This window comes from Mesorhizobium sp. BR115XR7A (genome assembly GCF_020165315.1).
Lineage (GTDB): Bacteria > Pseudomonadota > Alphaproteobacteria > Rhizobiales > Rhizobiaceae > Mesorhizobium > Mesorhizobium australicum.
The window spans coordinates 106,604-119,989 of record NZ_JAIUHW010000003.1 but is presented as its reverse complement, the minus strand read 5'-3'; the positions used below and the strand labels follow the sequence as shown (position 1 = coordinate 119,989).

Sequence of the window (13,386 nt, the reverse complement as noted above, 5' to 3'; positions counted from 1 at the left end):
CGTTCACGGATACGAGGCCCGGCTCCTCTTCGGCGCAAGGTCGGAAAAACCGTACTCAGGCCAGGATGTTGACGGCGCGGGCCGCGACCAGCGCGATCGTGAGCAGCGAGATCATCGCCTCCGCCATCATCAAAAGCTTGGCGCGCTGGGAAAGCGGCAAGGTGTCGGTTGGTGAAAACGCCGTCGCATTGGTGAAGGCGAGGAAGAAATAATCAACGAAGCCAGGCAGCCAGTCGCGGATCTCGCGATCGTCCAGGGTCATTTGCGGAAACAGGAAATCGGCATGGGCGCGTTTGACCAGTCCGCAGGTCGGCGGCCCGCCGCGATCGGTGCTCCAGAACCACAAGGCGAAGACGATGATGTTGGTGAGCCAGATGTTGAGCGCGTCGACGAGCAATGTCTGGCCGCTGCTGCCGGCATGTCCCGCCAGCAACACGCGCACCAGCAGCACCAGCGAACCGCAGTTCATGACGCTGACGACGCCGGTCATTACCAGGGCCGTCCTGCGGATCATGACGCGAAAACGGCCGACGAGATACCAGTGCTCTTCCTCGACCGCTTTCTGGGTGGCGACCTGCGTCCAGGCGGTGGCCACGGATAGGGGCACCAGCAGGGCGGCCTCCAGCGCCGGCGCCAGCCAGCGAGGGCCGAACGAAAGATCGTTGATGACCAGAAGCTGCAGGCAGATGATGACGAGGACAGCCGCGCGCGCCAGCCAGAAGTCGAGCGCGCGGTGATGGATGACGGCATGCTGGTGACGCATCGAATGTCCGGGATGCTGAAGTGGGATCAGGTGTGCGGGCTGTTTTGCCCGGGGAGGGCAATAGAACGCCGAGATTCCCGCTCAATCTTGGTATTGCAATGGCACGCAAGTATACTTTTTTGTAAGCTTTGACCTTGGGGCTATTCGGCAAACCGGGCGATGTGATTTAAGCGCGGCATGGCGGGAATTGACGACTCCATGGATCGTTGGGTGCCGGCAGCACTGCCTGCCGTGGGCCTGGACTCGTCATTGGTTTGGTCCGCGCTGCTTCGGCACCCTTGGGGTTTGCTGGCACTTTTGTGCCTGGTGCAGATCCTGTGCTGGACCCTGGTGCCAACACTCATCGATCCCGCACCGCCCGGCGACGTCGTGGAAGGCTTCATGTGGGGCCGCGAATGGGTGCTTTTGACCTACAAGCATCCGCAACTCCCCGGCTGGCTGCTCGAGACCAGTCATCTCCTGACCGGATCGTTCCGCTGGCCGCAATATCTGCTGGCCCAGCTGACGATCTCGGCCACTTTCGTCCTGGTCCACCTCCTGGCTCGCGACACGCTCGGCCGCGACAAAGCGCTGGCCGCCGTGCTTTTGATGCCGTCGGTCTATTTCTTCGGCTGGCCGACGCCGCAATTCAATCACGACTATGCGCAGATGCCGTTCTGGGCGGCGATCTGCTGGTTGCTGTGGCGCGCCAGCCGCGGCGGCGGGCCGGGCTGGTGGCTGGCGCTCGGATTGGTGTCGGGCGTTGGGCTCTACGCCAAGTTTTCCACCGGCTTGCTGCTTGCCTTCGGCGGCCTCTGGCTGCTGTGCGACCCACGTGCGCGCAGCCGGCTGGCGACACCCTGGCCATGGCTTGGCCTGGCTGTGTTTCTCGCCGCCGCCGCGCCACTTGCCATCGCACTCTACCGCATCGATTTCCTGCCTTTGACCTATTTCGCCGGCCGCGATGCATGGGTGAGCGAGCACCGGGCGCGGCTCTATTATATCGGCGTCCAAATGGCCGGCCTTTCCGGCTTTCTCCTGGTGTTGGCGCTATCAGGGCTATTGCGGCGCTCACCAGCCCCGCAAATGCCGGTCGAGCGCGACACGCTCGTCTATCTCTGCTGGATGGGGCTTGGGCCGGCGGCGCTGATCATGATGGTCTCGTTTTTCACTGGCACCGGCGAAGCCTGGGGCGCGCCGATGTACAATCTTGTCGGCGTCGTCGCGCTCGCCTTTCTCGGTCACCGGCTCGGTGCCGTCGAGATGAGGAGGTTGGCGATCTGCGCCTTCATCTGCATCGTCGCCATGTCGGGCGCCTATGGGGCGATCCGATGGACGGACTGCAATGTGCGGGGACGCATGGACGCCGTCTGCTGGCCGGCGCGGCCGATCTCGGACGAGGCCGAGGCAATCTGGCACGCGGCGGCGCCGGGCAGGCTCGACATCGTCGGTGGCGACACCAATCTTGCCATGCTGGCTGGCCTCAACGCCTATGACAAGCCGTCTATCTTCACCGATCTCGATATGCGGTTCGCACCCTGGATCACGAGGCAGCGGTTGCACGATCACGGCATGCTGATGGTCTGGTCGGGTCGTCACGTGCCGTCAAGATTTCTGGCGTGGGTGGACAATATCCCGGTCAAGACCGTTCTTTTCAACTGGTCGCGCGAGGCACCGCCGGTGGCGATCAGCTTTGCCGTCATTCCGCCCGGCACGCGATATCTGCCGGCTGCCGCCAGTAGCCGGACCCGGCATCCGCGCAGCTAGGGTGAGCGGCGACGTGCGATCCCATTCCCTATAATACAAGCGGACGGCCGCTCGTCTGACTGGACGAACCAGGCAACAATGCCCATTTATGGCGCTATCCAAGTTTGTTGCCGCGCAATTCCCGACGGAGAGCCGCTACACTTCCCCCGGAATTGCCTTTTGAGGAGACGTGACATGGCGACTTCGAGCGAACGTGCAGTGCTTGCCGGCGGCTGCTTCTGGGGCATGCAGGATTTGATCCGGCGCTTCCCGGGTGTCCTTGCCACGCGTGTCGGCTACAGTGGCGGCGACGTGCCGAACGCCACCTATCGCAATCATGGCACGCATGCCGAAGCCATCGAGATCACCTTCGACCCGGCGAAAATCAGCTTTCGCCAGCTTCTGGAATTCTTCTTCCAGATACATGATCCGACGACGCGCAATCGCCAGGGAAACGATGTCGGCATGAGCTATCGCTCCGCAATCTACTACACCGATGAGGAGCAGAAGCGTGTGGCGGAGGACACCATCGCCGATGTCGACGCCTCCGGCCTGTGGCCCGGCAAGGTCGTCACCGAACTCGCGCCGGCCGGAGCGTTCTGGGAGGCCGAACCCGAGCACCAGGACTATCTCGAGAAATATCCCAACGGCTACACCTGCCATTTCGTCAGACCAGGCTGGAAGCTGCCGGTTCGTGAAAAGGCGGTTTCATAAGGCTCACCAGCCGTTTTGGCAGCAGGTTGGGTGTAAACGCCCGTCGATTGCCAAGGATCATACGCATAGGGGCTGTTAGCCGCCGTCCGGCGGTTGACAGTTCGCTGCATTGCTGGCCAACTGCGCAGGTTGATTGATCATCGGGGATGAGCATGAAGAAGATCTACGAAAAGCCGGTGTTGGTGAAGCGGGAAAGACTCTCAAGTGTTGCGGCGGGACCGCTTTCTTCCAAGGCAGCCTGACCGGCCAGGCCGGCTTTCGGGCCTGGCTGGCCGAGTGATCGAATTGCTGGCGCGGGCAGGCTACGTCTTGCCCCGCTGGGCTTGAGAAGATGATTTCTTCGGAACCTGCGGCCCGCGCCGGGCAACTCACTGCAATTTTCATCCTGGATGTTTCTGCTTATACCGGGCCGCTGCTTTCCGGATGGATCGAGGCGGGAAACCGTGTTGGTGCGATCATCGTGCCTGGTTTTCAACGCCCATCCAGAGGCTTCAGCATTGGCAATTTTCGGCGCAGGCTGAGGCGCCGGCGTTTGCTCAGGCGCTATCTCGGCAACACGCCGGTAAAGCTGATCGAATTCCGCCGGCCTTACGACTGGAACGAGCTTGCCCGGCAATTGCCTGACATCGCCGCGGATGTGCTGATCTGCTTCGCTTTCCCGACCTTGATCCCACAGCAGCTGCTCGACCTCTTTCCCAAGGGCGGGCTTAATTTTCATCCGGCGCTGCTGCCCAATTACCGGGGGCCACATCCTCTCCATCGTCTTGTCGCGGATGGCCAGCATGCCGTCCATGGCGGCGTGACACTGCATAAGATGTCGGCCAATTTCGACGACGGCGACATCCTCGGACAAGTGCCGTTCACCGAAGCAGACTGGAGGTCGCGGCGGGATATGGTGGACAGCGTGGCGAGCGCTATGCGCCGGTTGGTGCGTGAGGTGGCGCCAGCCTATTGCAAGAATCTGGTGTCGGGGATGCGGCAGCCAGCCGGTGATTTCGTCTGGGCTCGACTTGAGCGGGACCACATGGCGATTTTGCCCGACATGTCGATCGGGCACGTTGCCCGGATGTGGCACGTATTGGGCGCTAAACCCGGTATCTATCTGGATGTCGCCGGCCGCCAGGTCAGGCTGGCCTTCCAGGTCAGGCGACTGGGTCCGCCAACCGGAAAGGGTCCGGTAAGGCGATGGGGGACGGTGGAGTTCGATCTTGCCAACGGCCGGGTTCGGCACCTCACCTACGGGCGCCTGCTCAAACGGCTGATGAAAATATACGCCTCGTTCCCACGCCCCCGGGCCGGCAGACCGTACGCTGAATTAAGGGTCTTTGGCCGGGTGGGCAGTGAAGCGGCACCACAGCCGCCAGCGAGTAGTCGCGGACACTGAATCCCAATAGTGGGAACCGTGGAAACTGCGTCCGCGGTTCCCATATCGCGATGGCAAACTACTTTCCGCAGTTGTTGTCATTCACGGTCGGCGCGGTGGCGTTGCCGTTGGCGTCCGTCTGTGCACCCTGCGGGTTGGTCGGGCAATTCTTGTCCGCATTGGAATTCATGTCGCCCGGCGTGGTGGTCGTGCTGTTGGTCGCGCCCGGATCGATCGTACTGGGCGAAGCCGGGGTGCTTGGGTCCACAGTGACGGACTTGCCGCTGCCGCCGGACCCATCCGCGCCCGCCGCGCTATTGCTTTGCGCCATGGCGGATGTTGCAACGGCAATGGTGAAGGCCGAAGCCGCGAGGATTTTCATGAACATGATTTGTCTCCATTTTCTGTGAACTCGTCGCCGGGAACGGTGCACGGTTTCGCGGAAATCATGAACCGCTCTATCTCTTGTTTTGACACAATCCCGAACGGAAAATTGATCCTGGAATCGCGTCCAGCGACTGGTGGGACAACCCCTCGGAATGGCGAAGGTTCCAGACAAATTTCCGCGCCGGCGATGCCCAATTGTCCTGGAGCTCGGGCAATGCTTTGGCGCGGCTTGCCAAAAAAACAGCTTTCCCAACCGTCCGAATGATGCTTTAACGCGCCTATCCACAGGGGTGCTCCGTACGGTCGGGGCTGAGACGGGGGCGGCAAGCCCACAGACCCTAGAAGCTGATCTGGGTAATACCAGCGGAGCGAGGCGGGCGATGTTTTCAGGCGCACAGGTTTCCCTATATCCAATGGCCGACGATTTCGTCGGCATCATTCTGGGCGCGCTCGGCGCGCTCGATCCGTACCGCGATAAGCTCAGGATCGAGACCGACGACATTTCGACCTTGCTGGTCGGGCCCCCCGAGGTGTTATTCCCTGCGCTGCGCGACCTTTTCGTGGCCGCGTCTGGCAGCGGCAGGCATTGCGTGCTGTCAGCCACCATTTCGCGTGGCTGCCCAGGCGAGCCGGATGACCCGATCTGCCGCTCCGACACGTTCGGCGGACCTGCCGGGCCACTCGGCCCGCGCAAGCAAGCCGCCATCACCGCAGTGCGCGGCGCGCCGGCCACTGGCCAGCCGGCGGCGGCGCAGTTCTCGCTCTATGTGATGGGCACTGACGACCACATGGACGAAATCTATGGCTGCATAGATTTCCTGAAGCAGTCCGGCGTCTACGATCGCTCCAAGAATTTCTGCACCAAGCTGCGCGGCGATGCCGGCGCGATCTTCTCGGCCCTCGATGAAGCCTTCTGCCGCTTCGGGCCCGGCGCCGGCCATGTAACCCTCGATGTCACGGTCTCGGCCAACAGTCCCACCGCCGTCTGAACCGCTCGTGGTCTCATCGTCATTCAACCCGCGTAACGTCGCGGGCTTCTTCGCAAAAACAGCGCCGGCCGTGATATCGATCGGTTTGGTGCTCGTGGCCTGGGAACTGTACGCAAACATTTCCGGCATCAAGCCGACGGTTCTGCCGGCGCCCTCGCGCGTCTTCGAACAGGCGATGCTCAATCGGGAAGCCTTGGTCGACAACGCCATTCCCACGGTCCGCGCCACGCTGATCGGTTTTGCCTGTTCGCTCAGTGCCGCCTTCGCCCTGTCGATGCTGGTCGACTTCTTCCAGCCTTTGCGGCGAGCGCTGTTTCCCATCTTCATAGTCAGCCAGACTTTGCCGCTGGTCGCCATCGCGCCATTGGTGGTGCTGTGGTTCGGCTTCGGGCTGACGCCCAAGATCATGCTGGTGGCGCTGGTCACCTTCTTCCCGATGCTGGTCGCGCTGGTGCAGGGCTACGAGGCTACCGAGGTGGAGATCGGTCAGATGCTGCGTGCCATGGGAGCAGGGCGTTGGCGTGTCTTCATGCTGGCACGATTGCCTTCGGCGCTGCCTTATTTCTTCGCTGGCCTCAGGATATCCATCACCTATGCCGTGGTCGGCGCCATTTTCGCCGAATATGCGGGCGCGGCCAAAGGGCTGGGCATCTACATGCTCAACGCCAAGAACAATTTCCGTCCCGACCTGGTGCTCGCCGCCGTCTGCGTCAGCGCAGCGCTCACCCTTGTCCTGTTCGGGCTGACGATGCTGCTGCAGCGTCTTGCCATGCCCTGGGAACGAGCCGCTGGCAGGCAAGGCGCCGGAAAAGGTCCAGAAGCATGAGCCGGCTCGAATTGCGGCATGTTCGCAAGGCGTTTGGCGGGCTCGATGTGCTCGCCGACATTTCGCTTCGTGTCGATGCCGGCGAATTCGTCTCGATCCTTGGACCTTCGGGAGCCGGCAAGTCGACGCTGTTCCAGCTTCTGACCGGCGCCGAGCATGGCGAGGGTGAGATGTTCTTCGACGGCGTGCCGCTCGACGATCACGGCAGGCATTTCGCCTTCATGCCGCAGCGCGACGCGCTGATGCCGTGGCGGCGCATCCTCGACAACACCACGCTCGGACTCGAGGTGCAAGGCGTCAGCCGCAAGGCGGCACGGAAGCGTGTGGCTCCGCTGATTGCCGAGTTCGGCCTTGCCGGCTTCGAGTGGCACTTTCCAGCGCAGCTCTCGGGCGGCATGCGCCAGCGCACGGCGCTTTTACGCACCGTGGTGCAGGAACGCGATATGTTGCTGCTCGACGAGCCGTTCGGCGCGCTCGACGCACTGACCCGCGCGGCCATGCAGCGCTGGCTCGAACAGATGTGGCGACACCACCACTGGACGGCGTTGCTGATCACTCATGACGTGCGCGAAGCCCTGTTCCTGTCCGACCGCATCTATGTGCTGTCCGCGCGGCCTGCCCGGGTCGTGCGCGAGATCAAGGTGCCGCTGCCGCGCCCGCGCGATCCCGCCAGCGCGGCCACGCGGCAGGCGGGGCCACTCGAGGCCGAGATTCTCGACATTTTGCTCAACCCCTAGCCATCCGAAGGACATGACCATGACTGACTTGACGCGCAGGCAAGCCCTGCTGCTCACCCTTGCCGGCAGCGTACCGCTGATCACCGGATCGAGCCGCTCCTTCGCGGCAACGCGGACGGTCACGGTCGCCCTCGACTGGACGGTCAACACCAACCACATTGGGCTGTTCGTCGCCCGCGATAAGGGATTTTATCGCGAAGCCGGCCTCGAGGTCGACATCCTGCCCTACAGCGATACCGGTGCCGGCACGCTTGTCGCCAACCATGTCGCCGATTTCGGGATCAACGGCACCATCAGCCTGTTCACCCAGAAGACCGCGGGGGCCGATCTGAAGGGCGTCTATGCCGTCGTGCAGTCCGAGACAGGCCGGCTGGTGTTCAATGCCGCGCGCAGCGACATCAAAAGCCCGAAAGATCTGGATGGCCTGACCTATGGCGGTTTCGGCAGCGCCTGGGAGACCGCGCTGATCTCGACCATCATCCGTCACGACGGCGGCAAGGGCGATTTCGAGACGGTGACGCTGGGCACTTCCGCCTACGAGGCGCTGGCCAACGGTTCGGTCGACTTCACGCTGGAAGTGTCGACCTGGGAGGGCGTCGAAGCCGAACTCAGGGGCGTTAAGCAGCGCAGTTTCGTCTATGCCGACCATGGCGTCCCCGATGAGCACACCACGCTTATCTCTTCGAGCGAAGCGTATCTCCAGGCGAACCCCGAATTGTCGTCATCCTTCATCCAGGCAACGCGGCGCGGTTACCAATTCGCCGTCGATCATCCAGGGGAGGCCGCCACGCTGCTGATAGCCGCCAACAAGGATGCCCTGACGAATCCGGCCTTGGTCCACGCCTCGCTGAAGGCACTGCTCGAGGGCAATTATCTACGCGGGCAAAATGGTGCCATCGGGACGTTGGACCCTGCCAAGATGGAAGCGATCGGCAACTACCTCTTCGCCGCCGGCATTCTGCGCGACACCGACGGTAAGGTTCTGCCGCAGAGCCCGGATTTCGCCAGGTATTTCAGCAACGCATTTCTGGGGTAGCTGGCCAATCCCTTAAGGAGAGGATCAACTCGGGCGAAACCCATTCCTGGCGATCCTCGAAGCGGAGACAATCTGCACGGCCGTGCCTTGTGTCTCGCATGTCTTTCGGCGGCGCCGTCGCCGTTTCTGATGCCGATATGATCTTCTCGGTTAACCGCACAGCAATGGTTGCGTGCAAAGGTCCCTCCGAGGGATCATCGGGGTTCTTGCCTTGCTTGCACCAAAAAGCGAAACGCTTCCGCGCGTCAACCAGGGCGGGATGATATCCGAAGCGCGCAAGCGCGAGATCCTGGCCGACTTGCGCGAAGGCTTCTTTCGCATTTGTGCGCTCGCATGCGCCGCGCTGTTTGTGTACCGGGGCGTGTATCACTTCGTGCAGGACCCCACCCGGTTCAATATCGCGCTCGTGGCGGTCTCCGAGACGCTCACCTTTACCTGGCTGCTGCTGTCGCGGCGGCCGGTGACGCGTGACTGGAGCCCGCTTGCGGTAGTCGCTTCGGTGACCGCCAGTTTTGGTGTCGCCTTGATCACCATGGAACCGGGCATCCCCATCATCCCCATCTATGTCGCCGCGCCGCTGCAGTTCCTGGCACTGTGGTTCGTCATCTGGGGAAAGCTGTCGCTGGGTCGTTCCTTTGCCATCCTGCCCGCCAATCGCGGCGTGATGACCGGCGGCGCCTACCGCCTGGTGCGGCATCCGATCTATGCCGGTTACCTTACCGGCCATGTCCTTTACCTGCTGTCGGCCTTTTCCTTCTACAATCTCGCCGTCTATGCGGTTATCACCTATCTGCAGGTGTACCGCATTCTGCGCGAGGAGGCCTTGCTTGCCGCGGAACCGGAGTACCGCTCTTATATGGAGCGCGTGCGCTATAGGCTGTTTTACCGGATATTCTGAAGGCCAGACTGTCACGCGAGAGTGGCCGTCCTGTTTGATCCAGAGTTGGCCAACAGGGCTCCTTAGCGGCTAGTGGTCCGGAACTGCTCCGCAGGTGAGGTGCTGTATTCTGGCTGTTCGGTAGCAAGCAGCCTGGCACCAAATCATCGGCTCTCCAACAGCTGGCTCCAAATCGTTTTTTCTCGTAAATTCCTCAAAATATAGACATTGCAAATGTCTGCCATTAGATATTTTTTTACAAGTATATTATATTTTTATTATCATTACCGCTTTCTTGTTTCGACGGTTAATACCATGTCGCTCACATGTATAGCCTGAATTGAAACTCAAAACTCTCTTCGACGTAGTTGCCATCGCAATCGGCTGCATGCCGAGTGCCTAGCGCAACGACAACAGGAGAGTGTTATGGCCTTTACCATCAAGACAGTCGCCAGTGTGTTGGCGGGTAGTGCAATAGTCATGGTTCTGTCCGTGCCAGCAAACGCAGCAGGTCTTGGCGTCGGTGTCGGCGCCTCGGTTGGCGGTAGCGGCGGTGTCAATGCCGGTGTCGGCGCCTCGGTCGGCGGCGGTGGCGGCATCAATGCCGGCGTCGGTGCCTCGGTCGGCGGCAGCGGTGGCGTCAATGCCGGAGCCGGCGCCAATGTCGGCGGCTCGAGGGGCGTCAGCGCCGGGCTCGGCGCGTCGGTCGGCGGCAGCAATGGCGTCAATGCAGGAGCCGGCGCCAATATCGGTGGTTCGGGCGGCATCAACGCCGGGCTCGGTGCCAATGTTGGCGGAACGGGTGGCATCAATGCGGGGCTTGGCGCCAGTGTTGGCGGCGCCGGTGGCATTGGTGTCGGCGCGGGCATCGGCAACGGCACCAATCCCAGCAATCCGTCCAACCCGAACAACCCATCCAATCCCAATCACCCCAACGTTCCTGGTGTCGTGGCCCAGATGTCAAGCTCGCAGGTGACGCGCATGAAGAAGCGCTGCGTCGATGTCCTCAGCAGCGAAGGGACCTATGACCGCGACTTGCGGCAGCTCTGCCTGCTGATCGCACGCCGCTGAGGCTGAGGGAGGTTGCGGAACCAGCCGTAGGCCTGACCGCACTCTCCTGGCCTCCGGCCGGTTGGAAAGCCCGCCGTCCAGGCGGGCTTTCTGCGTTGCGGGCTGTGTGTTCCGTAGCCGCAATAGTCCAGCGGAACGCCAGCCCCTCTAAAACGTTCATACCTTGCGACATCCGAAATGGCGCGATGTTGAACCAGCGCGAAAGAGCGCATTCAGGAGCAGGGAAGGCCATGGGTCTCGGAACGATACTTATCATTATTCTAATCCTCGCGCTGCTCGGCGGCTTCAGCGGTCTGGGCGGTGGCCCGTTCTACGGAACCGGTTACTATGGCGGTGGCGGTCTCGGACTTGTGTTGATCATCGTCATCATCCTTGTCGTCCTGGGACGCATCTAGCCGGCTCCTCTTGTGTCGCCGGCGTCGCGGTCCCGTGAGCGAACCCGCGCCGGCGTGCACTGGAATGTGATGGAAGCAGGCCGGCTTGTGATCATGCGCCCCGCAGGACGGCTGTATGGTGATTGCGGTCCACACCCCCCGTGGAAACAAGAGGAGAGGGTCCCACCCCTTCATCCTCCTCCAAGGCCCGCCCCGGTTCCCGGAGCGGGCTTTCGTTCTTCTGCAAAGCGATTGCCTTCGGTCTTTCTGCCGCTCTCGGCCACGGTCTTTTTTCTCCGTCATGACCGACCTGCCGCTGACGGGAAAGCCGTGGGCGTTCACGCTGGGCAATTACGCCGCCTTCTTCTCGCAGAATCTCTATCTGACGCTGCTGCCGGCTTCACTCCGCCTCGGCCTCGAGGTGACGGGCTATCGACGACTCGCTGATCGAAGCCGGGCGCTCGCTCGGCCTCGCGGCTGCGCCGGCCAGACGTTGAAAGTCATCGTCCAAAATACTGGCGCCGACAGGCTGGTGGAAGGTCAGGATGTGGTGCTGCGCTGGTCGCCGGAGAGCACAGTGCTGATTGCGGCGGCGGGCTGATCGTCGTTTCGGCTCTTGCCAGACCGCTGACAATGAGGAACGCATAGCCGGGCCCAAGTTAAGCCCGGAGCACCTTGATGACGTTTGACCTGACGGCCCGCGACCAATCCATGCTCGATGGCGAGCAAGGCCCAGCCGCGGCCGCCGCCATGAAAATCCTCGTCGCCTTCTCGAACGCGGTTGGGGCCGGCAGCCTGCTCGACATCTCAGGCGCCCATATCGATGGCTGTCTCTATCACGGCAAGGCAGGGCTCGATTTCGTCGAGCGGCTGGTCGAGGGAAGCGGACGTGTCCGGGTGCCGACGACGCTCAATGTCGGGTCGTTCGACCTTATTCATCCCGGCATGGTCAAGATGCCGGCGGCTGAAGAAATGCCGGCGCGGCGGTTGATGACGGCGCATCTGGAACTTGGCTGCCAGGCCACATTCACCTGTGCCCCCTACCAGACGCGGTTCCGGCCTGAATTCGGCCAGCAGATCGCCTGGGGCGAGTCCAATGCCATCGTTTTCGCCAATTCGGTGATCGGCGCTCGCACCAACCGCTATGGCGATTTCATCGACCTGTGCTGTGCCATGACGGGTCGCGCACCGGGCTGGGGCCTGCATCTCAGCGAGAACCGGCGCGGCCGCATCCTGTTCGAGCTGGATGTTGCCGACGGGGAGCCGAGCGACAGCCTGTTCGTCGGCGTCGGGCTGATCATCGGGCAAGCGAGCGGCGATCGCGTTCCGGTCATATCGGGCCTGCCGCGGCCACGCGACGAGGACCAGCTGAAGGCGCTTGGCGCGGCGGCGGCGACGACGGGCGCGGTGGCGCTGTTCCACGCGGTCGGCATCACGCCGGAAGCGGGAACACTCGACGAGGCGTTCCATGGACAAGCGCCGGAGGCAACGATCCGCATCACGCGCGCCGATATCGGTCAAGCGCTGGCCAGGCTGTCGCGCGTACCCGACGGGACGCCGCTGGCGGCCGTGTCGCTGGGCACCCCGCATTTCTCGCATGAGGAATGGATGCGCCTGCTGCCGTTGCTGCGTGCGGTGGCGCCGGGCAGGGGCATCCCGATCTATGTCAACACCGGCCGCGCGACGCTGACACGATTGCAGGAGGAGGGGGCATTGGCTGGCATGGAGGCGTTCGGCCTGGTCCCGGTCGCTGACACCTGCACCTATGTCACCTCGATTCTCGAGCGTCTCGACGGCGTCGTGATGACCAATTCCGGCAAATGGGCGCATTATGCGCCGGGCAATATCGGCGTGACCGTCGCCTTCGCCGAGATGCAGGACTGCATCCGCTCCGCCGCCGCAGGGCACGTCGTGCGGGCGCCTCATGACGCGGTCGATTGAAGTGAAGGTCGTTGAAAGAGCCGGCACATTCCAACTGGCCGGTGCCGCCGAGGGCGAGGCGCTGGTGTTCTCGCAACCGCTCAGCTTCTGGGGCGGCATAGACGCCGAGACCGGCGACATAACGGATCATTCGCACCCAGGCCTTGGCCAGAATGTCTCCGGCAAGATACTGGTCATGCCGAGCGGGCGAGGGTCCTCGTCTTCTTCCTCTGTCTTGGCCGAGGCAATCCGCAGGGGCACGGCGCCGGCCGGCATTCTTCTGGAACGGCCGGACCCGATCCTTGCCGTTGGCGCCATCGTCGCCGAGTTCCTCTACGCGATCAGCATGCCGCTGGTGGTTTGCGGGATTTCGGAGATTGTTTCCGGTGATCGGATAGCGATCGATGTGGGCGGTGATGGCGGGGCGATTGTCCGCAAGGTCAGGAAATGAGCACGCGCTGATAGGGTGAGCGCTGCATCCGGCTGCCGCCTGCCTCTAGGACGCGCCAACCTACCGGCCGATCAGGCCTGTCATTACTCCAAATGATCTAACCGACACCGCCTAAATCCTTGTTTTGTGCGTGCCGAGCCAAGTGCTGCGCGC

General features: G+C 62.5%; 14 protein-coding genes, 2 pseudogenes and 1 riboswitch. Of the genes and pseudogenes, 14 read left to right on the top strand and 2 right to left on the bottom strand.

Going from position 1 to position 13,386, the window contains the following annotated elements; translation table 11 throughout:
- Nucleotides 1–55 precede the first annotated feature (55 nt).
- On the bottom strand, nucleotides 56–763 hold the full coding sequence (locus LB557_RS07425) for a hypothetical protein (protein ID WP_140876260.1): 708 nt from the start codon (nucleotides 761–763) through the stop codon (nucleotides 56–58).
- 330 nt (nucleotides 764–1,093) lie between these two features.
- On the opposite strand from LB557_RS07425, the gene LB557_RS07420 reads away from it, so the two are divergent.
- The 3 genes from LB557_RS07420 (at nucleotide 1,094) to LB557_RS07405 (ending at nucleotide 4,586) form a co-directional block, all read left to right on the top strand.
- Entirely contained in the window at nucleotides 1,094–2,509 is a 1,416-nt protein-coding gene (locus tag LB557_RS07420; RefSeq protein ID WP_224643622.1) for a glycosyltransferase family 39 protein, read from the top strand.
- Between the two features lie 174 nt (nucleotides 2,510–2,683).
- Nucleotides 2,684–3,202 carry a peptide-methionine (S)-S-oxide reductase MsrA gene (gene msrA / locus LB557_RS07415; protein ID WP_140620653.1) on the top strand — a complete coding sequence of 173 codons (519 nt, stop codon included), beginning with the start codon at nucleotides 2,684–2,686 and terminating at the stop codon, nucleotides 3,200–3,202.
- Between the two features lie 331 nt (nucleotides 3,203–3,533).
- Nucleotides 3,534–4,586: a formyltransferase family protein gene (locus LB557_RS07405; protein ID WP_224643621.1), complete on the top strand. Its 1,053-nt coding sequence runs from the start codon at nucleotides 3,534–3,536 to the stop codon at nucleotides 4,584–4,586.
- A gap of 58 nt (nucleotides 4,587–4,644) precedes the next feature.
- On the opposite strand, the gene LB557_RS07400 is transcribed toward LB557_RS07405, so the two are convergent.
- Nucleotides 4,645–4,953 (bottom strand): hypothetical protein, encoded by a 309-nt coding sequence (locus LB557_RS07400; RefSeq protein WP_224587962.1) that lies wholly within the window; start codon nucleotides 4,951–4,953, stop codon nucleotides 4,645–4,647.
- A 275-nt stretch (nucleotides 4,954–5,228) separates the two neighbouring features.
- A riboswitch (TPP riboswitch) is annotated at nucleotides 5,229–5,342 on the top strand.
- Here LB557_RS07400 and LB557_RS07395 point away from each other — a divergent pair.
- From LB557_RS07395 to LB557_RS07350, 11 genes and pseudogenes are all read left to right on the top strand, one after another.
- The gene (locus LB557_RS07395; RefSeq protein WP_015317050.1) at nucleotides 5,333–5,941 is read left to right on the top strand and encodes a YkoF family thiamine/hydroxymethylpyrimidine-binding protein; all 609 of its coding nucleotides are present in this window, start codon (nucleotides 5,333–5,335) and stop codon (nucleotides 5,939–5,941) included. It overlaps the preceding riboswitch by 10 nt.
- Entirely contained in the window at nucleotides 5,904–6,767 is an 864-nt protein-coding gene (locus LB557_RS07390; protein ID WP_224643620.1) for an ABC transporter permease, read from the top strand. The genes LB557_RS07395 and LB557_RS07390 overlap by 38 nt, the downstream gene beginning before the upstream one ends.
- Nucleotides 6,764–7,504, top strand: a complete 741-nt coding sequence (locus tag LB557_RS07385; protein WP_224643619.1) for an ABC transporter ATP-binding protein — start codon at nucleotides 6,764–6,766, stop codon at nucleotides 7,502–7,504. Before LB557_RS07390 ends, LB557_RS07385 begins: the two co-directional genes overlap by 4 nt.
- Before the next feature lie 19 nt (nucleotides 7,505–7,523).
- Nucleotides 7,524–8,540, top strand: coding sequence for an ABC transporter substrate-binding protein (locus tag LB557_RS07380; protein ID WP_224643618.1), 1,017 nt, complete (start codon nucleotides 7,524–7,526; stop codon nucleotides 8,538–8,540).
- Between the two features lie 211 nt (nucleotides 8,541–8,751).
- Nucleotides 8,752–9,438, top strand: a complete 687-nt coding sequence (locus tag LB557_RS07375; protein WP_224531680.1) for a methyltransferase family protein — start codon at nucleotides 8,752–8,754, stop codon at nucleotides 9,436–9,438.
- Between the two features lie 405 nt (nucleotides 9,439–9,843).
- Nucleotides 9,844–10,488 (top strand): hypothetical protein, encoded by a 645-nt coding sequence (locus tag LB557_RS07370; RefSeq protein ID WP_224643617.1) that lies wholly within the window; start codon nucleotides 9,844–9,846, stop codon nucleotides 10,486–10,488.
- Nucleotides 10,489–10,718: 230 nt separating this feature from the next.
- Nucleotides 10,719–10,883: a DUF3309 family protein gene (locus tag LB557_RS07365; protein WP_023769518.1), complete on the top strand. Its 165-nt coding sequence runs from the start codon at nucleotides 10,719–10,721 to the stop codon at nucleotides 10,881–10,883.
- A 231-nt stretch (nucleotides 10,884–11,114) separates the two neighbouring features.
- A pseudogene (locus LB557_RS31755) lies at nucleotides 11,115–11,289 on the top strand (ABC transporter permease); the annotation flags it as partial.
- 57 nt (nucleotides 11,290–11,346) lie between these two features.
- Nucleotides 11,347–11,463, top strand: a pseudogene (locus LB557_RS31750) (spermidine/putrescine ABC transporter ATP-binding protein); the annotation flags it as partial.
- 77 nt (nucleotides 11,464–11,540) lie between these two features.
- Complete coding sequence (locus LB557_RS07355; RefSeq protein WP_224643616.1) at nucleotides 11,541–12,803, top strand: aconitase X; 1,263 nt, start codon at nucleotides 11,541–11,543, stop codon at nucleotides 12,801–12,803.
- Nucleotides 12,787–13,233, top strand: a complete 447-nt coding sequence (locus tag LB557_RS07350; RefSeq protein ID WP_140824134.1) for an aconitase X swivel domain-containing protein — start codon at nucleotides 12,787–12,789, stop codon at nucleotides 13,231–13,233. The genes LB557_RS07355 and LB557_RS07350 overlap by 17 nt, the downstream gene beginning before the upstream one ends.
- The last annotated feature ends 153 nt before the right edge of the window (nucleotides 13,234–13,386 follow it).